Below are 26,904 nucleotides of genomic sequence, written 5' to 3'. Positions count from 1 at the left end.
AAAGGGGTGGCCACTAAGTGCACGAATTGACACGAAAATTGTGGCTCTGCGCTTGCAAGGTTGCTCACAGCATGCCTTAGACGGGTTTGCTGCTTGCTTACTGCATTCGCTTTCATTTTAGATTTTTGATTTCTTATACCTTTTTTTATGTGCCGCATTGCGGGGATCTTTAATCCGGAAGAACAATATTTAGGGGAACGTATTGTTGCGATGCGGGATACGATGTACCGGGGCGGACCTGATTCGTCGGGTGTTTTTGTGCACCCACAATTGCCGCTTGCGCTGGGGCACCGACGGTTGTCGTTGATTGATCTCACTGAAGCCGGTCACCAACCGATGATCGATGCAGAGCTGACAATCGTTTTCAACGGTGAGATCTATAACTACAAAGAGCTTCGTGCCACCCTCCAACATTACGGTCATACATTTCGCACAGAAAGTGATACCGAGGTCATTCTGAAAGCTTACCGCCAGTGGGGTGTGGACGCCTTTGAGTATTTCAACGGTATGTTTGCGCTGGCCATCTGGGATGAAGGCCGTCAGCAACTGCTCCTTGCAAGGGATCATGCAGGCATTAAGCCTTTGTATTATTACATTGATGGGAAGAGCCTGTACTTTGCTTCTGAAATAAGGGCTTTTGCCCATTCGGGTAAAAACTTTGCAGAAAACAGCAAGTGGCGTTCGGCGTTTCTGACGTTTGGCCATTTGCCCGAGCCGATCACTACATTGAAAGATGTTGTTCCGCTGCAAAAAGGAACAGCATTGCTTATCGATCTGCCAACGCTGCACGTGCAGGAGCATCGCTTTTTTGAATGGACGTTCAATGCCAAATTGAAACAGGAAGAGGAAGCTATCAAGCTGCTGCGTGAAACATTGGAGGAGGCTGTTGCCCGTCATCTTGTTGCCGATGCGCCGATCGGTTTGTTCCTGAGTGGTGGCATCGATTCCAGTTTATTAACACTGATTGCCAGTCATACACGCAAAGACAACCTACATACTCTTTCCATTGTTTTTAATGAGCAAGCATTTTCCGAAGAAAAATACCAACGTCTCATCATTGAAAAAACAGGAGCGAAACATCAATCCTTTCTTGTTACCAAAGATATTTTTAACCAACAGCTGGCCGATGCCATGCAGGCGATGGATCAACCGACACTGGATGGTATCAATACGTATTTTATTTCGATGTATGCCAAGGCCTACGGGTTAAAAGCGGTGCTTTCGGGTTTGGGTGCGGATGAATTATTCGGTGGATATCCCTCCTTTCAGCAACAGAAAAAGATGGAGCTGGTGGAGAAAATGCCCGAGCGTTTGTTAAGAGGCTTGCAGCATTTCCCCGATCACCGGGTGCGTAAGCTCAGCTATATCGGAATGCAGAACAGTGCTGCAGAGTATTTGAGTTACAGGGGGATTTTTACTCCTGTTTCTGTGGCATCGCTGCTCGACGCCAGTGAAGCGGAAATCAAGGATGACCTTGCGGAGCTGAGTGCGTATTATCCTGTAAAGGATTTGAAAAACGGCAACAGGATCAGCTGGCTGGAAACGAATTTTTATATGCAGAATCAATTGCTGAAAGATTCTGATTTTATGAGCATGTGGCACGGATTGGAAATACGTGTTCCATTTTTAGATAAGGAAGTGATGCTGATGGCTGCTGCCATTGACCCTGCCATTAAGTTTAAAAAAGTGCCTCCAAAATACCCGTTGGTGAAAGCATTTGAACATGCGTTGCCGGAGGCGATCTGGAAACGGAAGAAGCAAGGGTTTACGTTTCCGTTTGAAGGCTGGCTGAAAGAGAATGAATACATCCGTCCGTCGAATGGAGCGGAAGAAAAGCTGTACAGACTTTTTCAACAAAAAAAATTATCGTGGGGCAGGTATTGGTGTGCGCTTTTAATGAACCGATTTGAGGAACGTATTTAAGTGAAGGAACGAAAAGTTTTACTGTTGCTGTTAACTGCATTTTCTCAAACGGGAGGCATTGAAAAATTCAACCGTGCTTTTATTAAAGCGCTGGGAGATTTGCATGAGACGCTTCATCTCCGCAGTTCCGTAGCATCGCTCTATGATGCTAGAGCCGATCAACCCTACATCGGGCAGCAAGCTTTCAGCGGCAGCAAGGGTCATCGTCTTTCGTTTGTGTTGTCTGCTTTTGTAAAAGGGTTGCAGCAGGATGTGATCATCCTCGGACATCTGCATCTTGCCTTGATCGGTGTGTTGATCAAGCTGTTTGCGCCAAAGAAAAAACTGGTAGTAATCTGTCATGGTATTGAAGTGTTTCGTCCTGTAAGCGGACTTAAGAAGAAAGTGCTGCAACAAGCAGATCGTATTCTTGCCGTGAGTACCTATACCAAAGATCAGTTGATTAAGCAGCAGCAGTTACCCGCAGAAAAAATCACCGTGTTCCCCAATACCATCGATCCTTGTTTTCAACTGCCGGCAGCTTTCGGCAAACCTGCTTACCTGCAACAACGGTATGGCATAGCTGAAGATGAAAAAGTGCTTTTTACCCTTACCCGTTTAAACAGTAAGGAAGGGTATAAAGGTTACGATACACTAATTACTGTCTTACCCAAGCTTTTGCAACAGAGCGTTCGTTTCAAATATATTCTTGCAGGCAAGGCCGATGCTGTTGAGCAGGCCCGCATCCAGGCCTTGATTGCGGAACTGCGACTGGAGGAGCATGTTGTACTTGCCGGGTTTGTTGCGGATGAAGAAGTAGTTGACCATTACCTGCTGGCCGATGTGTTTGCCATGCCCAGCAAGGGAGAAGGTTTTGGCATCGTGTATATTGAGGCCATGGCTTGCGGGCTGGCTGTGCTTGCCGGTAATAAAGACGGCAGTACCGAGGCGTTGCAGTTTGGCAAACTGGGGACCTTGGTTGATCCGGATAGTGCGGATGAACTGATTGCTGCGTTGCTGCATGTTTTGCAACAGGAAACGGATCCGGCGAAGGTGCAGCGGGAGATGCTGGATTATTTTTCGTTTGAGCAGTTTAAGAAGCGTTTGGGGCAAGTGTTGTGTGCGTTGTAGTATGTAAGAAAGATAGGAACGAATGCTTCGAAAGAGAAATTGCTTCCCGTCGAAACCGGGCAGGCGTTCCTCGCAATGAGGTTTGGGGGCGAGCCATTCTTATAACAGCTATTAATTACTTATGAGTCATTTGAACGATACAACAGAACATTGGGATTTAGAGATCAAGCCGCAGGCGGGTTTGTTTGATCTGAATCTGAAAGAGGTGTGGCGGTACAGAGATCTGCTGGTGCTGTTTGTGCGCAGGGATTTTGTGGCGCAGTACAAGCAAACGGTGCTGGGGCCGGTATGGCATATCATTCAGCCGGTATTAACCACGCTTACGTTTTTGCTGGTGTTTCATTCCATTGCAGGTATCAAAACCGATGGCATTGAACCCATTTTGTTCTATATGAGCGGCATTACCATCTGGAACTATTTTGCATCGTGTTTAACTGCTACTTCCAATACGTTTGTGGCCAACGCCCATATTTTCGGAAAGGTTTATTTTCCGAGGCTGGTGTTGCCGTTGAGTGTGGTACTGTCGAACATCGTGAAGCTGGGTATTCAGTTCGGCTTACTGGTTGTGGCCATGCTATGGTTTGCCATGTTTAAAAACGAACCGCTGCAGTTCGGCTGGCACAGCTTACTTATACCGGTTATTGTGGTGCTGATGGCGGGGATCGGGTTAGGGTTGGGTATTATCATTTCATCGCTTACCACCAAGTACCGGGATTTTACCGTGCTGATCAGTTTTGCGGTACAGCTGCTGATGTATGCCACCCCAGTTGCCTATCCTTTATCGTTTTTAACTGCGAGTAAATACGGAGGATTTGTTATATGGAACCCCTTAAGTGCTGTAGTTGAAGGCTTCCGTTACGCATTATTTCACACGGGCAGCTTTAACTTGCCGTCGTTAGGTTACAGTGCGTTGTTTATGCTGGTGGTACTTGTCATCGGTGCATTCCTGTTCAGCAAGGTAGAACGGACGTTTATGGATACGGTCTGATTTTTGCCTGTTGTTGATCCGCTCATTTAACCTTACGAGGAAGTATGAGTCGAATAAACCGCATGAAAAAAATCGTTGCTTATTTTACCGGCATTTATCACAGTCCAAGGCACTTACTGCTGCATGTTTTGTTTCTGCTTACCATCGGGTTTTTATACCTGGAGCGCCAGCATGAGGATACGATCTATTTTAATATTATCCGGGCTACCCGGGCCAATCAGCCGCAAGTACCCAACGACACCGTTTATATCCGTCATCTGATGCAGACGATTCATACCATGATGTATGACCGGTTGGCGATCTTTAACAATAGCGAGCAACTGAGTTTTAAAAACAAGCTGTTTAATTCGGTTGGGGTAGACCTGATGTACGGGCATGGGGCCTGCGGCGGCTTTTCGAAAGTGCTGAGCCGTTCGCTGCAACTGTCGGGTTACAAGGTGCGGATCGGTCAGATGAAAGTGAACGGATTGTATGGCGGGCATATTATTGTAGAAGTTTTTTTACCGGAACAGGAACGTTGGGCTGTTATTGATCCCTTGTTTCTGTTAACCTTCCCCAGTAAGAAAGACGGAGGCTGGGCCGATTTTGCTGAGATCAAACAACAATGGCCGGCTTACAGCCAGCTTGTACCAGCTGATTACAACAGTGCTTTTAATTATGAGGATATCCGTTATGCCAACTGGGAGAAAATTCCGGTGGCCGGCAAGCTGATGTACCGCAGCCTGGCTTTGCTTTTAGGCGAAGAAAGAGCCCATGGCGTGAGTATACGACCTTATCTGCTGAATATGTATGCTGCCTGGTTTAAGCTGATGATTGTTGCTTACTGTGTATTTTGTGTATTCAGTTACAGGCGATTTTCAAAGCAAAGTGTTATCCGCAGAAGCAGATTTGCTGCTGCAAACCTATAATTCTTTTGTGCCTGATTGTATAGTAAATTTTTGTCCTACCGGTATGGTGCCTACCAGCCGTGAAACGCCACATGTGCCCGTACAGGTACATCAAATTGTGGAGGAGGTGCATGCTGCTTATGAGGTTGGTATTACTATCGCTCATTTGCATGCCCGCAATGCTGATGAAAGCCCGACCAGCAATCCGGAGGTCTACCGAGCTATTATGGAAGGCATCCGGAAGCATTGTCCTGATCTGTTGCTTTGCCTGACTACTTCGGGCCGTAATGCCAAAACATTTGAAGAACGTTCGGCTGTGATTGAACTGCAACCCGATCTGTGTTCGCTGACACTCAGCTCGCTTAATTTTTTACAGCAGGCCTCTGTGAATGCGCCTGATATGATCCAGGCACTGGCCGAGAAGATGGTGAAGTACGGGGTGCATCCCGAGCTGGAATGTTTTGATATGGGTATGATCAATTACGGAAAATACCTGATTGACAAGAAATTGATACAAGGACCTTTTTACTGGAACTTGTTGTTTGGCAATATTGCCGGAATGCAGGCCGAGCTAACACAGATGGGGAATGCCATCCGTGAAATTAACAGCCACTCTGCTGTACCGCATTTTATCGCATTAGGAGGCATCGGTGCCAACCAGCTCCGTGTTAATGCTATTGCCATTGCAGCGGGTTACGGCGTACGGGTTGGACTGGAAGATAATACCTGGTTCGACAGAGACCGCAGTATCTCTGCCAGTAATCTTGCATTGTTGCAGCGCATCCATCAACTGTTGGGGCTGCATGAGCGGAAGGTAATGCCCTCCCGTGTATTGGGCGAAAAAGGTTTTTATAATCATGTTTTACATACTCGGTAAAAGCGAAGGCTACCTGTCTTTTTTACTGGAAACCATCGGACAGCTGGGGTTTACAACCGCCGTGCTTGTCAACAATCAAACTGTACCGTCCCAGTATCCTTATCAAAATGCATTGGTGGAATTAAATGAAACGGATGAAGTAGGATTTGCCCAACGCCAGGCACCTGCGCAACTGGTATTGGGAGCAGGCAAGCCCAAAACCAGAAAAAAGATTGTTGCTCATTTTCTTCCGCAGTTACGGGAAAGCGATGCGTGGGTGAATCTTGTTTCGGCCAACGCAAGCATTGCTTCAACGGCAAACATGGGTAAGGGCATTTATATTGAGCCCGGTGTGGTCGTATCGGCTCATAGCCAACTGGGTGATTTTGTTTTTCTCAACCGGCAATCCAGTGTTGGCCATCATACTACTATTGAGCCATTTTGCAGCATTATGCCGGGAACACATATCGCCGGCTTTTGTACAATCGGTGCCGGAACTATGCTTGGTATGGGGACGGTGGTATTCGACGGGGTAAAGATCGGCCGTAACTGTATCATCGGCGGCGGCAGTGTTGTTACCAGAGATATTCCAGAGGGTGTTGTTGCTTTTGGCAACCCCTGTAAACCCGTAAAAGAGCTATCAGCAGATGATCTTGTTGTCTAAACCCGCTTTTACAGCAGGCGATGAACAATACATCCAAGAAGCGTTGCAGCAGCTACAGCAAGGCCGGTTCAACGAGGCTGTTATTGCCTGCGAAAACTGGTTCAATAAAAGGTATCAAAGCAACGTTTTTCTTACCCCCAGCTGTACAGCTGCGCTTGAAATGGCTGCACTTATCCTGCAGCTGCAACCGGGCGATGAAGTGATTGTTCCGTCATACACGTATGTGGGAACGGTAACACCCTTTGCAAAAGCCGGTGCCACTCTTCGGTTTGCCGACAGTACTGCCACCCATCCGAATGTGGCTATTGACAGCATCCGGCAAAAAATCACAGCCCGGACAAAGGCCATTGTAGTTGTGCATTATGGCGGTGTGGCCTGTGATATGGACGCCCTTCTTCCACTTGCTACGGAAACAGGCATTCCTGTTATAGAGGATGCGGCTCATTGCATCGGTGCCCAATACAAAAGCCGGTACCTCGGTACATTGGGCGATCTTGGAACCCTCTCGTTCGGGAGCCAGAAAAATATCAGCTGTTTACAAGGCGGTGCTTTGTTTATTAACCGGCAGGAGCTGACAACTGCGGCCGAAATTGTGCGTTACAACGGCACCAATAAAGCAGCTTTTTTAAGGCGGGAAACATCTTCGTTTTCCTGGACCGGGCAGGGAGGAAATTATCTTCCTTCTGAAATCGGGGCAGCGCTGCTGTACAGTCAGTTGCAGCGGGCAGACAGTATTAACGAACAACGTTTACGGCTCTGGGAACACTATTTCCACGCCTTACAGCCATTGGCCGAAAAAGGCCTGCTTCAACTACCGGTTATACCTGCTTATGCCAGGCACAACGCACATATTTTTTATGTGCTGACTGCCGACAAGGAACAACAAAGCCGGATGATTGCATTTTTACAACAACAACAGATACAGGCAATGTTTCATTACCCGGCTCTGCACCAATCGCCTTTTGCCCATAAGCGATATTCTGCTGTTTGTTTGCCCCATGCCGATGCGTTTGAACAACGACTTGTTCGTCTGCCCCTGCATACACAATTGAGCAGCGAAGAACAGCAACAGGTGATTACAGCCATTTATTCTTTTTTTGGAGAACGTTACTGATATACGGCCCCTTATTTCTGTTTGTACGGTTACGTACAACCAGGCCAACTATATTGCACAGTGCATCGAAAGTGTACTGATGCAGCAAACTGATTTTGATTGGGAGCTGGTTATTGGTGATGACGGGTCGACCGACGGAACCAGTGCTATCTGCCAACAGTATGCAGCGGCACACCCTCACCGCATCCGTTACTATTATCGCAGCCGCAAAAACAGGCCTATACTTTCAGCCGATGTGAATGTTAACCGGTACAACCTTGTTGAAACGTTTAAGACGGCAGGCGGACAGTATATTGCCTGGCTGGATGGAGATGATTATTATACCGATGTGCAACAACTGCAAAAGGCAAAACAGTTTTTTAACGCCAACCCGGATTGTAAAATTATTTTTACCGATGCGCATGATGTAGATGCGAACAGAGCATTTTTGCATGATGTTACCAGTGCAATCCGCCGGAATCTGAACCCCGATGATTTGATCTTTAACTGTCCTGTTACCAGTTCGCTGATGTTTGAGTATGCGGCCATTGCTGATCTTTTGCAGCAACCCGCTATCTGGCAGGCGCCGGCACTCGATTTGTTTTTAATGGCCACCTTAAGCTGCAACAGTTACATGGGCTATGTGCCAACATTGCCGGTGGGTTACCGTTTTCATGGAGCCAACATGCGGAGTGAAAAAAGTATACGGCGCTTTCATCGCACAACATTAATCAATGCCCTTTTATTATACAACGTGTTAAGAGGTAATTGTGTGCAAACAACCCGTAAACGCATCCTTATTGCCAGCCGTGTTAACGTTAAATACAACCTGCGGCATTTTAATATCCGGTATTTGTTGAGCTGTATCAGAATGGTTACAGGCTATGTACAACAATCGGGCGACTGGAAATTTTTTATTGATTTCTGGAACAGGAAGCTGTTGTATCAACGCAGCAGTTGAGCAAAATGCCGGCAGCAGGGCTGTAGCTTGTGCGATCTTTTTTTAATGACTATTTAAAACTATCCGTCTGACGGGCAACGCCCGTACCGACGAGTTTCTACATATGAGCAATACAGTTATTAAAGTAGACAACCTGAGCAAGCAATACCGTTTGGGGCAGGTGAGTACGGGTACCCTCAGCCATGATGTGAACCGCTGGTGGCATAAAGTGCGTGGCAAGGAAGATCCGTATTTGAAAATAGGTGAAACCAACGACCGCACTACCAGCGGTAACAGTGAATATGTATGGGCCTTGCGGGATGTTAACTTTGAAGTAAAGCAAGGTGAGGTATTGGGCATTATCGGCCGTAACGGTGCAGGTAAAAGTACCCTGCTGAAATTGCTGAGCCGCACTACGGCACCCACTACGGGCAGTATTAAAATCAAAGGACGGGTGGCCAGTTTGCTGGAAGTGGGTACCGGTTTCCATCCCGAACTGAGCGGGAGGGAGAATATTTACCTGAACGGTGCGATCCTGGGTATGACCCGACAGGAGATTACCCGCAAGTTTGATGAGATTGTTGCCTTTGCCGGTGTGGAACGCTATATTGATACACCTGTGAAACGTTACAGCAGCGGCATGTATGTGCGTTTGGCTTTTGCTGTAGCTGCTCACCTTGAGCCGGAGATCTTGATTGTAGATGAAGTGCTGGCCGTAGGTGATGCTGAGTTCCAAAAAAAATGCCTGGGGAAGATGAAGGATGTGAGTGTAAAGGAAGGCAGAACTGTACTTTTTGTAAGTCATAATATGGCTGCTGTTACACAATTGTGTAACTCAGCTGTTTTACTTAGTAAAGGAAGTGTAGAAACAACCGGAACTCCCGACGCAGTTATTAAACAATATCTTGAAGGCCATGATTCGCATCTGGGAGAGCGGGTATGGAGCGAAGAGCAGTCGCCCGGCGATCATCTTGTACGACTTTTAGCCTGCAGGATTTTGCAGGGGGGAGAAAGTGTAAATGTGGTAGACATTAACCAAGGTTGTGAAATTGAAGTAACCTTCCGATTACTTGAAGATGTAGAAAATCTTATTCCCGGCATCAATGTCTATAACCTGGAAGAGTTATGTTTATTTGATCGATGTGATTGGAGACCTAACAAACTTTTAAAGGGGTTATACAAAAAGAAACTGCTTATACCTGCACAGACATTGGCTGAAGGGAAGTTCAGTGTTTTAGTTCATCTTACTTTTTTCGACCCACTTATAGCAAGTGTAGTTGAGAAGGAAACCTTGTTTTTTGAGGCTGTTGATTCGGATAATGAGGATACAGTAAGAGGTTTATATAAGGGGCCCTGGCCGGGTGTACTGCGATTAGGTTTACCCTGGAGTGATTACGAGCGTATTTAAGATTTAACTCAAGCGTTTCCACTATGGCATTAACAAAAAAAATTCTGGTTGTTTTTGGTACAAGGCCAGAAGCTATCAAGTTTGCACCACTGATCAAGAGGCTGCAACAAGATCCGATGTTTGATCTTACGGTTTGTATAACATCGCAACATAAGGAGATGCTTCAACAAGTACTTTCTTTTTTTGCAATCCGTGCTGATGTGGATTTAGATGTGATGCAGCCGAATCAGAATCTCAGTACACTTACATCTGTTATACTTTCGAAATTATCGCCTGTTATTGCAGAAAAAAAACCTGATCTGGTTATTGTACAAGGTGATACCACTACGGCCTTTGCGGGTGCTTTGGCTGCCTTTTATCAAAAAGTTCCAGTAGCACACCTGGAAGCAGGTCTACGCAGTAATAATATCTACTCTCCTTTTCCGGAAGAGATTAACCGTAAACTGATCGGCACCATAGCTGCCTTACACTTTGTACCAACTGACCGGGCCAGAACAAATCTTCAGGCAGAGGGTATTGCGCAACATGTATACCTCACAGGTAATACAGTTGTAGATGCACTTTTTATGGGGTTAAAAATTATTGAAGAGCGGGCACTGGATTTTCGTGATGCGTTTTCTTTTTGTAAATCCGGCGAACGGGTTGTTCTAGTAACCGGCCACCGGCGGGAATCGTTTGGTGATGGTTTCGATAATATCTGTAAAGCGATCACCTACCTGGCACATCGCTTCCCTGCTGTTCAGATTGTGTATCCTGTACACCTAAATCCGAATGTACAGGAACCTGTCTACCGGATGCTCGGATCAATTAAAAATGTACACCTGATTCCACCTGTGAGTTATGAGCAAATGATCTGGTTGTTACAACAAAGCTACCTCGTGCTGACGGATTCGGGAGGTGTGCAGGAAGAGGCGCCTTCTCTGGGCAAACCTGTATTGGTGATGCGGGATGTAACTGAGCGTGAAGAAGGTATACTTGCGGGAACAGCCAAGCTGGTAGGAACATCCTCTGAAATGATCATTGAACAAACCTCCCGTTTACTGGAAGATGCTGACAGTTATGAACGCATGTCGAAAAGTGTTAACCCATACGGGGATGGCACAGCTTCGGAACAAATTGCCGATTTATTAACCCGTTATTTTACACATGAGGCATAAACGGGTTTTGTTTCTTACTTCGAACTGGCCAGCCGATCACCCGATGCAATTGCGCTGGAAGCATTACTATGAAAACCGTGGTATAAAGTTTTTTTCATTGCATGTAAACTGGAATATTTATTATGCCGACAGAAAGCGAAAGCTCAAGGAATTTGTTTCGTTAGTGTCGTTCCTTTTACGAAACGGTATATTTTTTATTCATGCCAATGACCTGGCATCCGGGATGGCAGCGGTTTTTCTGAAAAAATACACTTTCATCCGGTTTGTGTATGATGCACATGAGATTTTTTCGCATGAAATACCGGCAGCTTCTGAGGAACCCTTCTACCGGCAGCAAAAGGCCGAAGCAGAAAAGGCAATTCTTACGGCTGCAGATCTGGTGATTGTGCCAAATGCCCAACGCATTCAATTCTTTCAACAGTTTCATAGAAACCTGGACAAGGTTCTGTATTCGCTCATCGAAAACAAATCGCTGGCAGGGTACAACAAAACGGTCAGCAGTTCTTTTGTGGAGCAGCTTCAAGACGGCCGTTATCGTTTGTTTTATGGCGGGTCGTTCTGGTATGGCCGTAAGCAAGAAGAGTTCCCTGTTCTTGGAAAAGCACTTCAGGCGGAACAAATTGATTTTGTATTAAGCGGCGGACGTAATGAATATTTAGATGCGATGTTAAAAGAAGAGGCTCTTACTTATGTCGGTAACATTCCACCTGAACAATATTGTTCTTTTATTGAACATATCCATATCGGTTTGGCCTGGTATTTTCCGACTACAGTAAATGATGAGCTTTGCGCTCCCTTGAAGATATTTGACTACCTGGCAAATGGCAAGCCTGTTTTAGCTGCACGATTACCTTACCTTGTAGAATTAAGTGAGCGTTACCCGGGTATTATCACCCTTTTTGAAGCAGGTAACTGGCATGATTGCTTTGAAAAGGCAAAGGATGTAACAAAGCATTACACTCTAATCAGGCAACAACTTGCGGCTATTTCTCCGGATGTATTTACGTGGGAGTCGCAGTATAGGGCCATTGATCAGGATTTTTTAAAAGCCGGAATAAACTTATGTGCGGAATAGCAGGTATTATCCGATTTGGTACAAAAAAAGTTGAGCGTTCTGAGATAAAGCATTTAACCGATGCAATTGCCCATCGCGGGCCTAACGGTGAAGGCTGTTGGATTCACCAGGATGGCCACATCGGGTTAGGTCACCGAAGATTATCCATTCTTGATTTATCTGCGCAAGGTGCACAACCGATGCATTATGCAGATGGGTTGTTGACTGTTGTGTTCAACGGTGAGATTTTCAACTTTGCTGAGTTAAGAGAGGAATTAAAACTAAAAGGTTACTTCTTTCAATCTGATTCGGATACTGAGGTGTTGCTGGCTGCTTATCATGCGTGGGGTAAAGACTGTTTGAACCGATTTAATGGTTTTTGGGCCTTTGCTTTGTGGGATGAACGTATTGGTGAATTATGGATTGCACGGGACCGTTTCGGGATAAAGCCCTTGTATTTTTATCATGAAAAGGACAGACAATTTGTATTTGGCTCTGAAACAATTCAATTTAAATATCTGCAGGGATTCGAACGACAAGCAGATACTGCCTGTTTGAGTGTTGCCATACAAAATCCATGGATGCTGGAAGGAACCGGCAAAACTATTTATTCAGATATTCTGCAAGTTCGACCGGGTCATTTTTTAAGTATCCGGTCAAACGGCGAGGTTAATGAAACACAGTGGTGGGATACATCTGCACACTTAACAACAGTACCGGAAGATTACGAAGAACAGGTTCGTGAGTTCAGAGAATTATTTGAAGATGCCGTACGTTTACGACTGCGCAGTGATGTTAGTATCGGTTCGGCTTTAAGCGGCGGCCTTGATTCGTCGGCCGTGTATACAACGATTCATAAACTGATGCGGGGCCAACAGGATACCTACCGTTTGCCGGCCGATTGGCAAAGAGCTTTTGTGGCTGTATTTCCGGGTACCGAGCAAGATGAGCGGGTGTATGCTGAAAAAGTTTTGGCGCATACAGGCGGAACAGGCGTTTTCTTTGATATGATGGATACGCCGCATGGTTTAACAGACCGGCTCATTCAATCGGTGCAAGACTATGATGTTGTTTATTCAACACCGTTAATGATCCTGGATGGTGTTTATGGTACCATGAAGGCAAACGGCGTAACTGTTTCAATGGATGGGCATGGTGTGGACGAGATGCTGTATGGTTATTCATACAATGTATACGAAGCATTTCAATATGCCAGGCAGGAAAAAGATGAAGTTTATGCCGCAGATCTTTTAGATACGTATATGCGTATGCTGCCCGAGCCTCAACGTTTGCAAAAAGAAAAAGAATTTCGCAGTCCTGACGAGTCGTTTTTAACCAGGCAGATAAAGCGGGTACGTCGCAAACTGCAAGCGGCTGCACAATCGGAGTGGTGGGTTGATCCTGCACTTTTGCAGGAATTTTCTTCAATTCCTTTTCAGATTCCTTCTTCATTCAAGGGTTCGGAAGCCGGACTGTATCAAGCCTTCCATTACACTGCTCTCCCGACCATTCTCCGCAATTTTGATTTGGGGGCTATGCGGAACGGGATTGAAGTACGTATGCCTTTTCTGGATTACCGCCTGGTGAGTTATGTTTTTTCACTACCTATGAAAAGTAAACTGGGCAATGGCTTTACGAAACGCATTTTACGAGATGCCATGAAGGATGTATTGCCCGAAGAGATCAGAACAAGGAAGTTAAAAACAGGGTTTAATGCGCCTTTGTTAAGCTGGTATAAAGGGGATTTAAAGCAATTCATTCGTGATGAGCTCCACTCTGCAGCCTTTAGAAACAGTCCTTACTGGAATGGTAAAAATATTCTCGACTTTGCTGAGAAAAAGTACAAACAAAACAACTGGACAGAGCCAGAGTGTTTCCGAGTATGGCCATTTATTAACGCCCATATTTTATTCAATTATAAATCAACCTAAATGAATGTATCTCAATTGCGGTTTGCAATTGTCGGCTGTGGTCGTATTGCCCAACGTCATGCAGAACATATTGGCAAGAAGGCCCGTTTAACCGCTGTATGTGATCTTGTGCCTGAGCGTGCTGATGCACTTGCAGCAGCGTATGGTGCCAAAGCATTTTATTCTATTGACGACCTGTTGAAGGAAAGTGCTTCCTTTGATGTATTGTCTGTTTGTTCACCGAATGGTTTACATGCTGAACATTCCATAAAAGCGTTACATGCAGGCGTACATGTGTTATGCGAAAAACCAATGGCCCTTACCGTTGCCGATTGCGGCAATATGCTGCAGGCTGCTGAAAAAAACAACCGCCGGCTTTTTGCCATTAAACAAAACAGGTATAATCCACCGGTAGCAGCTGTAAAAAAAATCATTGAAGAAGGAAAGCTCGGGAAAATTTACAGTGTACAACTCAATTGTTTCTGGAACCGGAATGAAGCGTACTACGCTAATTCATGGAAAGGAACAAAGAAGCTGGATGGGGGAACTTTATATACCCAGTTCAGTCATTTTATTGACCTGTTGTACTGGATGATCGGGGATATTGATGAAGTGAAAGCCATGATGCAGAATTATCATCATACTAACATCATTGAGTTTGAAGATACCGGTGTTGTGTTGCTACGTTTCAGTAATGGAGCACTGGGCACTGTTCATTATACCGTGAACAGTTTTGAAAAAAACATGGAAGGTTCGCTTACGATTTTCGGCGAAAAAGGGACTGTAAAAATCGGCGGTCAATACCTGAACGAGCTCGAGTATCAACAAATTGAGGGATATACAATTAAAGATCTGCCCGAGGGGAATAAGCCGAATAATTACGGCACGTATGTAGGGTCGATGAGTAATCATGACCTTGTTTACGATAATGTGATTGAAGTATTGGAAAAAGGCGGGAGTATTACCACCAGTGCATTTGAGGGCTTGAAAACCGTTGAAATTATTCAAAAAATATATGCAGCAGCCAATCTCTGACAGCCCGAAGTTAAAGCAGGCCGGCATCGTGAATGTGCGGTTTGGCGAACAGGTTACAGTTGTAGAGCCTGTAAATATTTATGGTTGCAGTATTGGCGACCATAGCTTTGTTGGACCCTTTACTGAAATACAGAAGAACGTACTCATTGGCGCCTATTGTAAAATCCAATCGCATAGTTTTATTTGCGAGTTGGTAACCATTGGTGATCATTGTTTTATTGGTCACGGTGTCATGTTTGTCAATGATCTTTTTCAAACCGGTAAACCTGCGGGTGGTGATGCCTCGCAATGGAAAGCAACCCATATCGGCCACCATGTTTCCATTGGCAGTAATGCCACAATTTTGCCAGTAACCATCTGCGATGGAGTTGTTATTGGTGCGGGAGCAGTTGTTACCAAGGATATAAACGAACCCGGTATCTATGCCGGTAACCCGGCAAAAAAAATAAGAAGTCTTTCATGAAATGAGGCATAATAAACTATTCATTTTCTTACCAACCGGAAATGAAAATTTTATTGTGGCGAATAACATGCGGCCAAAATCAAATAATACTTAGCGCATGAAAAAAATACCCTTTGTTGATTTAAGCGCCCAATATCAAAGCATCCGCCCGCAAATTGACACAGCGATGCAGGCTGTAATGGAGCAAACTGCATTTATCGGCGGCAATAATCCTTTTGTTCAGGAATTTGAAAAAGCGTTTGCAGCCTATCTTGGGGTACAAACGGTGGTCAGCTGTGCAAACGGAACCGATTCGCTTGAGATTCTTTTAAAAGCCTATGGAGTAGGTCCGGATGACGAGGTAATTGTGCCTGCCATGAGTTGGATTTCTACTTCGGAAGTCGTTTCTGCAGTGGGGGCCAAGCCTGTATTTGTTGATATTGATCCTGTGTATTATACCATCGACCCCTCGAAAATTGAAGCAGCGATTACGGCCAAAACAAAGGCTATTATTCCTGTTCATTTATACGGGCAGGTAGTTGACATGGATCCTGTGATGGAGCTATCCAAACGTTATGATTTGTGGGTAATTGAAGATTGTGCGCAGGCACATGGAGCCCTGTATAAGGGCCGGATGGCAGGAACGATCGGCCACGCTTCTTCGTTCAGTTTTTACCCCGGGAAAAATCTGGGAGCGTATGGCGATGCGGGTGGAATAGCGACCAATGATGTACAGATTGCAACAATTTGCCGCATGATTGCCAATCATGGGCAACAAGGCAAACATAACCATGTGATTGAAGGCCGTAACAGCCGTATGGATGGATTGCAGGCAGCAGTGCTTTCTGCAAAGCTTCCCTTTTTACCGGGCTGGACCCTGCAGCGTATTGCTCACGCATCGCAGTATGACAGCTTGTTTCAAAACAGTGCGGTTGTAACGGCACAGGTAAGGCCTCAATCGCAACATGTATTTCACCTGTATGTAATACAGGTTGCCAACCGCACTGAATTATCGGCCCGGCTGAAAGAGCAAGGTATTGAAACAGCTATCCATTACCCCAGGGCTTTGCCGTTTTTACCCTGTTATGCCAAAAACGGGTATACTCCTGCCGATTTTCCGGTAGCGGCTTCGTTTCAAGAAAAAATTATTTCGCTGCCCATGTTTGCAGAATTAACGGAAGCAGCTATTGCGTATGTGAGTGCGGCTGTAAAACAAGTTACCGGCTGATATGCGGATATTAAAATTTGACCTGCTTTACCCCGATGCTTATTTCCGGCAAATACAGGAAAGAGACAGTGCTTATATTCAAGGCTGTTCGCTGGAACAATATGTACAATGGATCCATTCGCAGCAGATTGCTTACGGTGAAGTCATCAGTGAAGCATTTGAAAAGGCAGGCTGGGAGGTCATTGATTTTTACAATCAGGATTTGCTGTACAGGCAAAAGCTGCAGGCCGAAACAGGGATCAAGCCTTCGTTTTTTCAGTTGCTGTCTTCTGCAAAGCGCAGGATGTTTTATCATGTGCCCTTACAGGATTTGGTGGCGGCTGTAACACGAAAGGAAGTGCGTGCACAGATTCTTAACGATGTGCTGATACAAGAAGCGGTTGCGTACTATAAACCCGATGTGATTTTTCTGCGTGAGCCCGCACAGGTTAACAATGTTTTGTTTCGTGAATTAAAGAAAAACCACCTTGTTGTTACATTAATTGGTTGCAATATTGCTCACCCGGTAAACTGGAGTCCGCTGCATTCCGATCTAATCTATACGATCATACCTGAGTATGATGCCTTTTTCCGTATCAACGGGATTGCTTCTTCGCTCTTTGAATACGGTATTATTGAAGAAGCCCATAAATCGGTGGCCAAAGATATTGGGGTAAGCTTTGTTGGTTTACTGGGTACAAAGGAACAAATGCAGAAAACATTGCTGATGGAAGCGATTGCTGCCCAACATCCTTTTCAATGGTGGGGACCCAAGGGCCCATTACTCGATTCGTTTCCTCATTTGGTGAAAAGCTGGCAGGGTATTGTAGCAGGCAAAGAAATGTACGAGGTGTACCGGCGATCGAAAATTGTCGTTAACGATTATGTAGATACCGCCAATAACAAGGCGTTGAATATGCGAATTAAAGAAGTGATGGGTGCCGGCAGTTTTTTGTTAACAAGGTTTGCTGAGAATATCCGTTTCCTGGAAGAGGCCAATACGCTTAAAACTTTCACAACAGAAGCGGATTGTTCTACCATGATTACCCATTATCTTCTGCATGAAGAAGAACGGGAAGCCATTGCCCGCAACGGGTATGTTTTTGCCAGCGAGCATTTTAGCAGCAAACGCATGCTCGGGCCTATGATAAAGGAGATTGCGGCAGCCCTGCTGAAAAAACGTTCCTGAAAAGCATTTACTTCGGTTTATTTATGCTACATCTTATTATCCATACATTCAAACAATACCTGCACAAAAGGCAAATACGTTTGTGGAAATTACAGGGTATCCGTATAGCTGCGGATTGTTTATTTGAAGAAGATGTGGCGTTACGATTAACACCCACTTTTTTTGGCATAAAGCCCGGCAAAATTGCCCTGTTAAGCGGTGCTAAATTAAGCAAGGGATGTGTGCTGGATTGTTTTGGTGGTGAAATCAGCATTGGTGCCAATGTTTTTCTGGGTCCTTATTGTGTGTTATACGGGCATGGTAATATTTCGATTGGTAATGACTGCCTCATAGCGATGGGCTGTAAAATAATTGCAGCTAATCATACGATTGCAGCGCCTGATGCGTTAATACGACTGCAGCCGGATATTGCAAAGCCAATAGTTATTGGCAACGATGTTTGGCTGGGTGCCGATGTGAAAGTGTTAGCAGGTGTAACCATTGGCGATGGTTGTATTGTTGGTGCGGGCAGTGTAGTTACGACCGATTTACCTCCTTACAGTATAGCAGTTGGATCTCCTGCAAAAATTATCAAACAACGCTGACAGCTAAAGCTCTAAGCAACTTATCTATATCCATTGAACTAATACCAACCGCATGAAACGTTTGACTCACCTGAACTGTTTACTTTTCTGCATCCTGCTGGTTGCAGGTTGCCAGCGTACAGAAAACAGTCTTGAAAATAATCCTGTAATTGCGTACGATATTTTTCCCGTAATCGGTCAATCGAATGCTTACAACGGTTTTGGATTGGATTATGAAATTGATGTAACGGACCCCCGCATTCAACAACTTGGACGTTTTGACAGCAATAATTACAAAATTATTGCTGCGAGAGATCCGCTGGAGCACCACACTTTAGCCAATGGACGAAACGGGTTTGCAATGACTTTTGCATTGAAGTATTTACAATATTACTGGGAGGGCAACAGACAAGTGCTTTTGATACCGGGTGCAAAAGACGGCAGTTCGTTCCGAAACCGTGAATGGAATAAAGGCGATACCTTGTATAACGATATTGTACGACGTATTAAATATGTGCTAGAAAAGTACCCCGGCAGTAAAGTGCGTGCTTTTTTATGGCATCAAGGTGAAAGTGATGTGTACTGGGGCCGGGATTACGCAGGTATGTTAGATCGCATGATTGTAAATATGCGGAGAGATGTAGCAGGTAGTACAGGAGATTCTATTCCGTTTATTCTGGGAGGGCTGGTTTCTTATTGGGTAAGCCAACGTAACGACCGAAAAATTACTGATTCTGTAATAAGTGAAACGCCCGAAAGAGTTTCCCGTACGGGGTATGCCAGTGCAAGGGAACCGTTTATTATTACAAAACCCGATAATACAGTTGACGACATTCATTTTAATGCAGCAGGACAGAGAGAATTGGGCAGAAGATATTTTAATGTTTACAGGGCATTAAAAAAATAAGTTTTTTAAAGATTAAGAATTCATGAAGCAACTAATTAAGAAAGTTTTCAAGTCATTCGGTTACGAAATTCGAAAGATCCCCAAAGGAGAAATTGTAAAGTCGACAGGGGATTTAAAAAAAATATTCAGTTACGTGTATTCCGATAATGTATGGGGAGGTGATAAGGGAGAGTTTTATTCTGGACCTGGCAGCGACGAGAATGTTACAGCGCCATATATTGAATTGATTAATGGTTTTATTAAAGAAAAAGGAATTAAGTCAGTTGTAGATTTAGGTTGTGGAGATTTTAGAGTTGGAAATTTAATTGATAAAACTAGCATTGATTATGTTGGTGTTGATATTGTACCTGCTTTAATAGAAAGAAACAATAAAGCCTTCGGTGCAAAAAACGTAAAGTTTCTATGTATTAATGCTGTTGATGATGCCCTGCCTTCTGCTGAGTTATGTCTAATCAGACAAGTATTACAACATCTCTCTAATGATAATATAAAAATTATTTTAGAAAAGTGTAAGCAGTATAAGTATGTTATTGTTTCTGAACACATACCAGCAGATAAGACTGTAGAACCGAATATTGATATGAATTCGAATTGGGATATCCGGTTAATTCAAAACTCCGGAGTTTACGTTGATAAAGCTCCCTTTAACTATAAAGCATCGGTTCTTCTTGAAATCGATCCTTCACATGAAGGGTTTTCTAATTCATTTATACGAACATCATTAATTGAGAATTAGAATGGTTCCTAATGTTTTGCATTTTATTTTTGGCCTAAGTGAAAACTTCGGAGGAAAGCCTTTCTCTTTCTCCCATTACATGGCAATCCGTTCAGCAATTATTGTGAATAAACCTGATGATGTAATTTTTCATTATCAGTATGAACCATCCGGCGAATACTGGGATATGATTAAAGGACAGATGACGCTTAATAAGGTAGAAGCTCCGTCTGAAATTCATGGAAATAAGCTTTTTCATGTAGCACATAAAGCAGACATCATACGCCTGCAGGCTTTGTATAAGACAGGGGGAATTTATCTGGATGTAGATACCATAAGTATTAAACCGTTAGACATCTTTAGACAACATAGTTTTGCTATTGGACAGGAGCTTGAACAGCCAGTTGAGTATACGCTTAAGGAGAAGGTGAAAAAAATGATCAGACATGCTACTTTAAGACCTTTTCGTGTAAATATAGCAGGACTTTGTAATGCAGTAATGCTTGCTGAACCGGGGGCTCCTTTCATTGAGCATTGGCTCGAATCGTATAAAACATTCCGTTCTAACGGGAATGATCATTACTGGGGAGAACATTCGGTATTAGTTCCTTACAGGCTTAGCAAAGAACATCCTGAAATAGTACATAAAATCAGTCCGTTTGCATTTCATTATCCAATTCACAATGCAACCGGTCTTCAGCTGCTATTCGAAAAATCAACTGTTTTCCGCAATGCATATGTCCATCACTTATGGGAGTCTGCTTCATGGGATAAATATCTTAAGCATTTGAATATTGAAGTTGTTCGTACAAAGAACACAACCTATAATCTCTTAGCCCGGAAGTATCTGTAAAACATATGCAAGGTTTTTCTTTTATTGTTTGCACCCACAATCCTGATCAGACAATGTTTAGAGATGTGGTTACAAACCTGCTATCAATTATGCAGCACAGTAATGTTGAATCGGAATTGATTATTGTTGACAATAATTCAACTCCTAAACTTCAACAGAATGAATTTTTGAATGAAATTGTAATCACTAATAAAAGCCTTCAACTTGTACGGGAAAATAAACCCGGTTTAACTTTTGCACGAATAGCAGGCTACCAAAAAGCTAAGTATAGTTGGTTGATTTTTGTTGATGATGACAATTTACCTGGGAATGATTATTTGAATGAATTAGCAATACTTTCTGTGAAGTATCCAAGAGTCAAGTGTTGGGGAGCTGGGAAAATTCAGGTTGTTTTTAAAAACCAAAAGGAAACACGCTTTTTACATAGTCTTAGGCCATTGTTTCAGGAACGTAATTTTAGTGGAGTCAATTACAGTTGTAATATCAAAGGCGAAGAGTTTTATCCACCCGGATCAAGTATGTGCATTGAAAAAAATGCATTTGGACAATATTTAGAATTAATAAATGAGGGAACTATTACTTCAAGCGACCGAACCGGGTATAGTTTAAATAGTGCAGGAGATGTACAAATTATATACTGTTGTTTAAAATTTGGGCATTCAGTTGGATGTTCAGAAAATTTGAATCTGGAACATGTAATAAGTAATACAAAGACCAAGCTTTCATATTTGCTGAGACTGAGATATGCATTAAGCAGTTGCCAGATTAAGGCTTTTAATGAGATTTTTTCTGATGCTGCAATACCTGTAAAGCCAGTTACTAATAAGGAATTATTAGTTGCAATATATTCACACCTGAGAATAAAAAACATACTCCCTTTAAAGAATTCTCTACTCGAATTTGCAGCAACAGTGGGTATGTATAATGCGAGGGTTTTAGCAGGTGGTTTTCATAAACCATCTTTGCTTCGTCTTTTTGAAAAACTAATTAATCACCGATGAGCAATTTATTTTATAAGGGTGGTCGATTTTTGTATCGTCGCTTTGGTATTTCTGCGAATCAAAGAGTGCATGCGGTATATACAGATGTTGTGCAGAATGCAGAAAGCAGCAATCGAATGATTTATGATCTTATTCTGGCAGGTAAACCGGCAATGGTAAGCAGGTTTGGCACTCCTGAATCAAAATGTCTTTTAAATTACTTAGAACTGCAGGATTCAAGAAAGAAAGGGGTACTCCCTACGCTGCATGCTAAGTTTACCGGTTCTGTATCTACCTGGCGTACAGACGTAAAAACTGACCTTCAGGATCTTGTTGGTTTTTTTCCAACAACAGATGAAATGCTTGAACGCTTTGCTGCATTTTATATTGAACAGGTAAAAAAAATTGATGCTATTGGTATTTGGGGTTTTGTGCCTGGCGAAACCTTCCTGATAAAAAAATATTGTGCCAATGCTGCAGCTTATGATCCGCAGGCGCTTGAACCTTATTTTTTCACTAACCCGTGGTCGAGAGCATTAGAAGGGAAAAAGGTACTTGTAATTCATCCTTTTACTAAATCAATTATTAATCAATTTGCAAATAGGGAACATTTGTTTAATGACAAATCTGTTTTACCTGCATTTGAGCTTAAAACCATTACGGCTGTGCAATCAATAGCAGGTACTAAAACAGAATTTTCCAATTGGTTTGATGCACTTGCTTCTATGCAAGATCAAATAGACGCAACAGATTTTGACGTTGCTATTGTCGGGGCAGGCTCCTATGGATTACCATTATCGGCTTATGTAAAGGAGAAAGGGAAAATAGCTATTCATATTGGCGGCGCAACACAGATATTGTTTGGAATAAAAGGGAAACGTTGGGATGACCACCCAGCCATTGCGCCATTATATAATGATTATTGGATACGACCTGATGTTTCAGAACTGGTGCCGGAGGCAAAGAAAGTAGAAGGTGGTTGTTATTGGTAGAATAAAGAATAAAAAGCATTTTTAAGTTTTCAATAATGAGGCCAATTCAGTCTATAACTAATCGAAATGCAAGTATTGATTTCTTAAGAGGAATTGCTATCTTATTAGTAATTATTACGCATATAAATTGGTTGCCTTCCAAGCTTTTAGGCCAAATATTTTATCCGCTCAATTTGGGTGGTTGGATGGGGGTGGATTTGTTTTATGTCTTGAGTGGTTATTTGATTTCTTCGTTATTATTTACAGAATATAGACGTACTGGTGCTATTAGTACTAAAATGTTTTTGATACGCCGCGGCTTTAAAATTTATCCGGCTTTCTGGTTTCTGCTTATTGTTACTTGCCTGGCAAAGACGTTTTTAAATTTACACTCAGACGGTGCAGTGGTTGTAACTGGTACTAATTATCTATATGAACTGTTGTTTATACAAAATTATTATAATGGCGTTTGGGGGCATACCTGGTCGCTTGCTATCGAAGAACATTTTTATCTGTTATTTGCAGGGTTTTTGTATATAACTACAAAGTACTACAAGCTGAATTTTAAAGTAATTGCTTTCGCATATCTATTGCTTTTGCTGGTTTGTTTATTTTTTAGGTTCTATTATAATTTCATAGCGTATGATAGCGAATACGAACTTAATTCTGCAATGACTCATTTACGGATCGATGCCTTATTTTTCGGCGTACTTCTTTCTTATGTTTCGATGTATAAACCAGCGGTAATAAAGCGTTTTGTATCGTATAAGGCGATTTTACTTCCATTGTTTTTTTTCTTACTTATACTATCTATATATTTCGGGCGTTCGACAAAATGGGGTGTGGTTTTTCTTTTGTTAACTAATTCGTGGGCTTTTGGTTATTTGCTTATTACGGCGATTCATTTTAACTGGGGAACCAGTCGTTTTATGCGCCCAATAATTGTAACTGGTAAATATTCTTATTCTATTTATCTGTGGCATATCGTTGTAAAGGAGTGGGTCGTAAGCAAGCAAACACTTGATTATGTTGGAATAAATCTAAAATGGTCAAACCAACAAGTGCTTTATATTTTATTATCAATTGTTTGTGGGATTGCATTTTCTAAACTTATTGAAATGCCATTTATCTATTTACGAGACAGGTACTTCCCTTCACAGGTTAAAACTAAAGAGGAGCATTCGCTTTCTGTATTAGTGTAATGAATACTTCAGCCGTTTTATTGATTATTTTCAACAGGCCTTTGACTACACAAAAAGTATTTGAGGCTATACGGCGTGCTCAGCCTACCAGGTTGTACATTGCAGCCGATGCAGCAAGGCCGGGTAACAGTACCGACGAAGTGAAATGCCGTGCAACAAGAGCAGTTACCGAAACCATTGACTGGCCTTGTGACGTAAAGCGGTTGTATCAGGAACAGAACCTGGGCTGCAGCTTAGGTCCACGTACTGCATTCAGCTGGTTTTTTTCGCAGGAGCCCGAAGGCATTATTCTGGAAGATGATTGTGTGCCCCATCCTGATTTTTTCAGTTTTGCGCAAGCTATGCTGGAACGTTACCGCAACGATCAACGCATTCTTTCGATCAATGGTTCAAATCTGGGGTATCAACTGAGCAATGGAAACAGTTATACCTGCAGCCGGTTTATGAATATGTGGGGCTGGGCTACCTGGGCCGATCGTGCACAGTCCATTGATTATTCCTTAAGCGAATGGAAGCAGGTAAAACAGCCTCTTTGGTTTTTATATCAACACATGCGCCAGGCTTTGTTCGATACCGATATTAACTGGTATAAGTACTGGCAGCATAAATTCGATTTAACGGTAACGAAAGAAACGATTACGTGGTGGGACTGGCAATGGATCTATCATCAGCTTACACAACGCAAATTATCCATTGTGCCGACTGTTAACCTTGTCAGTAATATCGGCTTTGATGCTGATGCTACACATACGCATGAAGCAGAAAACCCTGCTGCGAATATACCGACAGCCGCAATGTCCATGCCCCTGCAACACCCTGCACAAATGAAGCCCGATTATGTGTACGAAGAGCAGTATGTAAAATGGGTGTGGTGTTACCACAAACGCCTGCCAGCCATTTTTTATATCAAGCAGTTTATAAGCCGCTATTTGTTTTTTAAAAAGCACCAAGCATGATTGATAAAATAGTTATTGCAACCTATAAGCATGATTTCTGGCTTGCTGAAATCTGTATGGCCAGTGTGCGCTATTATTACCCGCAGATACCCATTGCGGTTGTGTTTGATTTTTCAAAAGGAGAAGCCGATTTTTCGTTTGCAAAAAAGCAGTACCAGATTGAAATCATTGATTTGCCCATTAAAAAATTTGGCTGGGGGCTTTCAAAAATCGAATATTTTTTTTTACAAAAAAAAGAACGGGTACTGGTATTAGATGCCGATACAGTATTTACCGGTTATGTGCTCGACTATCTGCAAAAATTTACGCAGGATTTTGTTGTTTCGGCCGATCCTCATTCGGAGCCTTATGCACAATGGATGAACGAGTGCTATTTTAATTATAAATTGTTGCAACAACAGGATGCCGGTTTTTCTTTTCCCGGCTATTCGTTTAATACAGGTCAGTTTATTGCAACAACGGGCTTGTTAACCCGTGCGCATTTTGAAGATGTAATTAACTGGAAAGAATACCCCGAAATTAAGCGGCCTGATATTTTTGCCTGTGTAGACCAGGGTATTTTAAATTATGTGCTGCCTAAACAGGAAGCAGCAGGGCGCATCAGTATCGGCAAAGCCGATTTTTTAATTGGCATACGATATCCGGTAGTTGATCAAATTACACTTGCTGATTTACAGCGTGCAGGTGCCAGTTATCCATCGGTTTTGCATTGGGCGGGCAGTGAAACAAAATCGCTCCGGTTAATGCTGCGAAACGATATCCTTCGGTTTTACCGCAATATGGGTCGCAGCAAATCGGGCATTCTTTTGTTGGAATTGCAGGATATGAAGCGGTATGTTCAGTTTCAGCAACAACGGATAATGAAAAAGCTTAAACGATTATTCCTTGGCAAATAACTTTCCTAAAATATCCATTGTAACCGCATCTTATAACCAGGGGCAGTTTATTGAAGAGACCATACAGAGTGTTCTTTATCAAAACTATCCCAACCTCGAATACATTATTATTGATGGTGGCAGTACCGATAACTCGGTTGACATCATCAAAAAATACCAACAGCATTTTACGTATTGGGTGAGTGAAAAAGATAAGGGTCAGGCCAATGCCATTAACAAGGGATTACAGTTGTGTACAGGCGAAATTTTCAACTGGCTCAACAGCGATGATTATTTAGAATCCGGAGCATTGCACAAAATTGCCGCAGCTTTTGCTGATGAACAGGTGCAGATGGTGGCTGGCAAGGTGCGGAATTTTTCAACTACTGAAGAAGAGATTATTCCCAATCAACGACTCTCTGCAAAAGGATTGATGTGTTGGGAGCCGGGTGTAAAATTTGTGCAGCCGGGTGTATGGATGCGGAGAGCGTTGATTGAACAATGCGGTGGTATTGATGAACAGTTTCATTATGCGTTCGACTGGGATCTGTATATCCGTTACCTGTATTGTTTCCCCAACGTAAAAGAACTGGATGATCTGTTAGTCCATTTTCGTTTGCATGAAAACTCGAAAACACAATCGTTAAGCGAACGGTTTACGGTTGAGGAGCGGAAGATCATTGAAAAAATTTACAGACTGCCGGCATTTAAAAATATCCATGCTGTTTGTGATTATAAAATACAGAAGACAAAGTGGACGGATTTTTTGTCGGAGGTTTCGAAAACAGACCAGTCTTTTTTGAAAAAGGTTATTGCAACTGTAAAGCGAATCGGTGCATTTCCACGGGTGGGTTATACGAGACAAACGGCAGGGGCATTGAAGGCGTTTTGGGAGGGGAGGGAGATATAAGTGATTGCGGCGCTACGCTTGCAAGGAAGAAATAGATTCACTGTTGACGCTGATTAAAAGGATTAGCGCAGATTTGATTGCGGCGCTGTGCTTGCAATTTGTTAACCAC

General features: G+C 43.2%; 26 protein-coding genes. All 26 read left to right on the top strand.

From position 1 onward, the window contains the following. Positions 1 to 147 precede the first annotated feature (147 nt). The 26 genes from asnB (IQ13_RS12040) (at position 148) to IQ13_RS11915 (ending at position 26,795) form a co-directional block, all read left to right on the top strand. Positions 148 to 1,923, top strand: coding sequence for an asparagine synthase (glutamine-hydrolyzing) (gene asnB / locus IQ13_RS12040; RefSeq protein WP_144886627.1), 1,776 nt, complete (start codon positions 148 to 150; stop codon positions 1,921 to 1,923). After that, entirely contained in the window at positions 1,924 to 3,033 is a 1,110-nt protein-coding gene (locus IQ13_RS12035) for a glycosyltransferase family 4 protein (protein WP_144886626.1), read from the top strand. 121 nt (positions 3,034 to 3,154) lie between these two features. Beyond that, positions 3,155 to 4,021, top strand: a complete 867-nt coding sequence (locus IQ13_RS12030; protein WP_144886625.1) for an ABC transporter permease — start codon at positions 3,155 to 3,157, stop codon at positions 4,019 to 4,021. Between the two features lie 62 nt (positions 4,022 to 4,083). Further along, positions 4,084 to 4,929: a hypothetical protein gene (locus tag IQ13_RS12025; RefSeq protein WP_144886624.1), complete on the top strand. Its 846-nt coding sequence runs from the start codon at positions 4,084 to 4,086 to the stop codon at positions 4,927 to 4,929. Beyond that, the gene (locus tag IQ13_RS12020; RefSeq protein ID WP_317129342.1) at positions 4,847 to 5,785 is read left to right on the top strand and encodes a beta-keto acid cleavage family enzyme; all 939 of its coding nucleotides are present in this window, start codon (positions 4,847 to 4,849) and stop codon (positions 5,783 to 5,785) included. Before IQ13_RS12025 ends, IQ13_RS12020 begins: the two co-directional genes overlap by 83 nt. Then, on the top strand, positions 5,766 to 6,428 hold the full coding sequence (locus IQ13_RS21605) for an acetyltransferase (protein ID WP_144886622.1): 663 nt from the start codon (positions 5,766 to 5,768) through the stop codon (positions 6,426 to 6,428). Before IQ13_RS12020 ends, IQ13_RS21605 begins: the two co-directional genes overlap by 20 nt. Next, a complete protein-coding gene (rffA, locus tag IQ13_RS12010; protein ID WP_144886621.1) occupies positions 6,412 to 7,542 on the top strand; it encodes a dTDP-4-amino-4,6-dideoxygalactose transaminase in 1,131 nt (376 codons plus the stop codon). Before IQ13_RS21605 ends, rffA begins: the two co-directional genes overlap by 17 nt. Then, positions 7,526 to 8,482, top strand: coding sequence for a glycosyltransferase family 2 protein (locus IQ13_RS12005; protein WP_158637382.1), 957 nt, complete (start codon positions 7,526 to 7,528; stop codon positions 8,480 to 8,482). Before rffA ends, IQ13_RS12005 begins: the two co-directional genes overlap by 17 nt. A gap of 103 nt (positions 8,483 to 8,585) precedes the next feature. Further along, the gene (locus IQ13_RS12000; protein WP_144886619.1) at positions 8,586 to 9,869 is read left to right on the top strand and encodes an ABC transporter ATP-binding protein; all 1,284 of its coding nucleotides are present in this window, start codon (positions 8,586 to 8,588) and stop codon (positions 9,867 to 9,869) included. Positions 9,870 to 9,892: 23 nt separating this feature from the next. Further along, a complete protein-coding gene (gene wecB / locus IQ13_RS11995) occupies positions 9,893 to 11,026 on the top strand; it encodes a non-hydrolyzing UDP-N-acetylglucosamine 2-epimerase (RefSeq protein WP_144886618.1) in 1,134 nt (377 codons plus the stop codon). After that, a complete protein-coding gene (locus IQ13_RS11990; RefSeq protein ID WP_144886617.1) occupies positions 11,016 to 12,101 on the top strand; it encodes a glycosyltransferase family protein in 1,086 nt (361 codons plus the stop codon). Before wecB ends, IQ13_RS11990 begins: the two co-directional genes overlap by 11 nt. Beyond that, complete coding sequence (gene asnB, locus IQ13_RS11985; protein WP_144886616.1) at positions 12,089 to 14,011, top strand: asparagine synthase (glutamine-hydrolyzing); 1,923 nt, start codon at positions 12,089 to 12,091, stop codon at positions 14,009 to 14,011. Before IQ13_RS11990 ends, asnB (IQ13_RS11985) begins: the two co-directional genes overlap by 13 nt. Beyond that, complete coding sequence (locus IQ13_RS11980) at positions 14,012 to 15,025, top strand: Gfo/Idh/MocA family protein (protein WP_144886615.1); 1,014 nt, start codon at positions 14,012 to 14,014, stop codon at positions 15,023 to 15,025. Next, positions 15,006 to 15,488: an acyltransferase gene (locus IQ13_RS11975; protein WP_144886614.1), complete on the top strand. Its 483-nt coding sequence runs from the start codon at positions 15,006 to 15,008 to the stop codon at positions 15,486 to 15,488. The genes IQ13_RS11980 and IQ13_RS11975 overlap by 20 nt, the downstream gene beginning before the upstream one ends. A gap of 97 nt (positions 15,489 to 15,585) precedes the next feature. Then, positions 15,586 to 16,695, top strand: a complete 1,110-nt coding sequence (locus IQ13_RS11970) for a DegT/DnrJ/EryC1/StrS family aminotransferase (protein ID WP_144886613.1) — start codon at positions 15,586 to 15,588, stop codon at positions 16,693 to 16,695. A gap of 1 nt (position 16,696) precedes the next feature. Continuing rightward, positions 16,697 to 17,863: a glycosyltransferase family protein gene (locus IQ13_RS11965; RefSeq protein ID WP_144886612.1), complete on the top strand. Its 1,167-nt coding sequence runs from the start codon at positions 16,697 to 16,699 to the stop codon at positions 17,861 to 17,863. 23 nt (positions 17,864 to 17,886) lie between these two features. Next, positions 17,887 to 18,447, top strand: a complete 561-nt coding sequence (locus IQ13_RS11960) for an acyltransferase (protein WP_144886611.1) — start codon at positions 17,887 to 17,889, stop codon at positions 18,445 to 18,447. A gap of 52 nt (positions 18,448 to 18,499) precedes the next feature. Next, on the top strand, positions 18,500 to 19,333 hold the full coding sequence (locus tag IQ13_RS11955) for a sialate O-acetylesterase (protein WP_144886610.1): 834 nt from the start codon (positions 18,500 to 18,502) through the stop codon (positions 19,331 to 19,333). A gap of 22 nt (positions 19,334 to 19,355) precedes the next feature. Continuing rightward, on the top strand, positions 19,356 to 20,069 hold the full coding sequence (locus IQ13_RS11950; RefSeq protein WP_144886609.1) for a class I SAM-dependent methyltransferase: 714 nt from the start codon (positions 19,356 to 19,358) through the stop codon (positions 20,067 to 20,069). A gap of 1 nt (position 20,070) precedes the next feature. Next, complete coding sequence (locus IQ13_RS11945; protein WP_144886608.1) at positions 20,071 to 20,901, top strand: glycosyltransferase; 831 nt, start codon at positions 20,071 to 20,073, stop codon at positions 20,899 to 20,901. Positions 20,902 to 20,906: 5 nt separating this feature from the next. Further along, a complete protein-coding gene (locus IQ13_RS11940; protein ID WP_144886607.1) occupies positions 20,907 to 21,902 on the top strand; it encodes a glycosyltransferase family 2 protein in 996 nt (331 codons plus the stop codon). After that, positions 21,899 to 22,873 (top strand): hypothetical protein, encoded by a 975-nt coding sequence (locus tag IQ13_RS11935; protein ID WP_144886606.1) that lies wholly within the window; start codon positions 21,899 to 21,901, stop codon positions 22,871 to 22,873. Before IQ13_RS11940 ends, IQ13_RS11935 begins: the two co-directional genes overlap by 4 nt. Before the next feature lie 35 nt (positions 22,874 to 22,908). Next, a complete protein-coding gene (locus tag IQ13_RS11930) occupies positions 22,909 to 24,054 on the top strand; it encodes an acyltransferase family protein (RefSeq protein ID WP_144886605.1) in 1,146 nt (381 codons plus the stop codon). Between the two features lie 41 nt (positions 24,055 to 24,095). Continuing rightward, positions 24,096 to 25,010 (top strand): nucleotide-diphospho-sugar transferase, encoded by a 915-nt coding sequence (locus IQ13_RS11925; protein WP_144886604.1) that lies wholly within the window; start codon positions 24,096 to 24,098, stop codon positions 25,008 to 25,010. Next, positions 25,007 to 25,906 (top strand): putative nucleotide-diphospho-sugar transferase, encoded by a 900-nt coding sequence (locus tag IQ13_RS11920; RefSeq protein ID WP_144886603.1) that lies wholly within the window; start codon positions 25,007 to 25,009, stop codon positions 25,904 to 25,906. The genes IQ13_RS11925 and IQ13_RS11920 overlap by 4 nt, the downstream gene beginning before the upstream one ends. Then, complete coding sequence (locus tag IQ13_RS11915; RefSeq protein ID WP_144886602.1) at positions 25,896 to 26,795, top strand: glycosyltransferase family 2 protein; 900 nt, start codon at positions 25,896 to 25,898, stop codon at positions 26,793 to 26,795. Before IQ13_RS11920 ends, IQ13_RS11915 begins: the two co-directional genes overlap by 11 nt. The last annotated feature ends 109 nt before the right edge of the window (positions 26,796 to 26,904 follow it).

It is taken from the genome of Lacibacter cauensis (assembly GCF_007830055.1).
Classification (GTDB): domain Bacteria; phylum Bacteroidota; class Bacteroidia; order Chitinophagales; family Chitinophagaceae; genus Lacibacter; species Lacibacter cauensis.
Note: the sequence above shows the minus strand (reverse complement) of the source record. Positions and strands in the feature narration are given on the sequence as shown.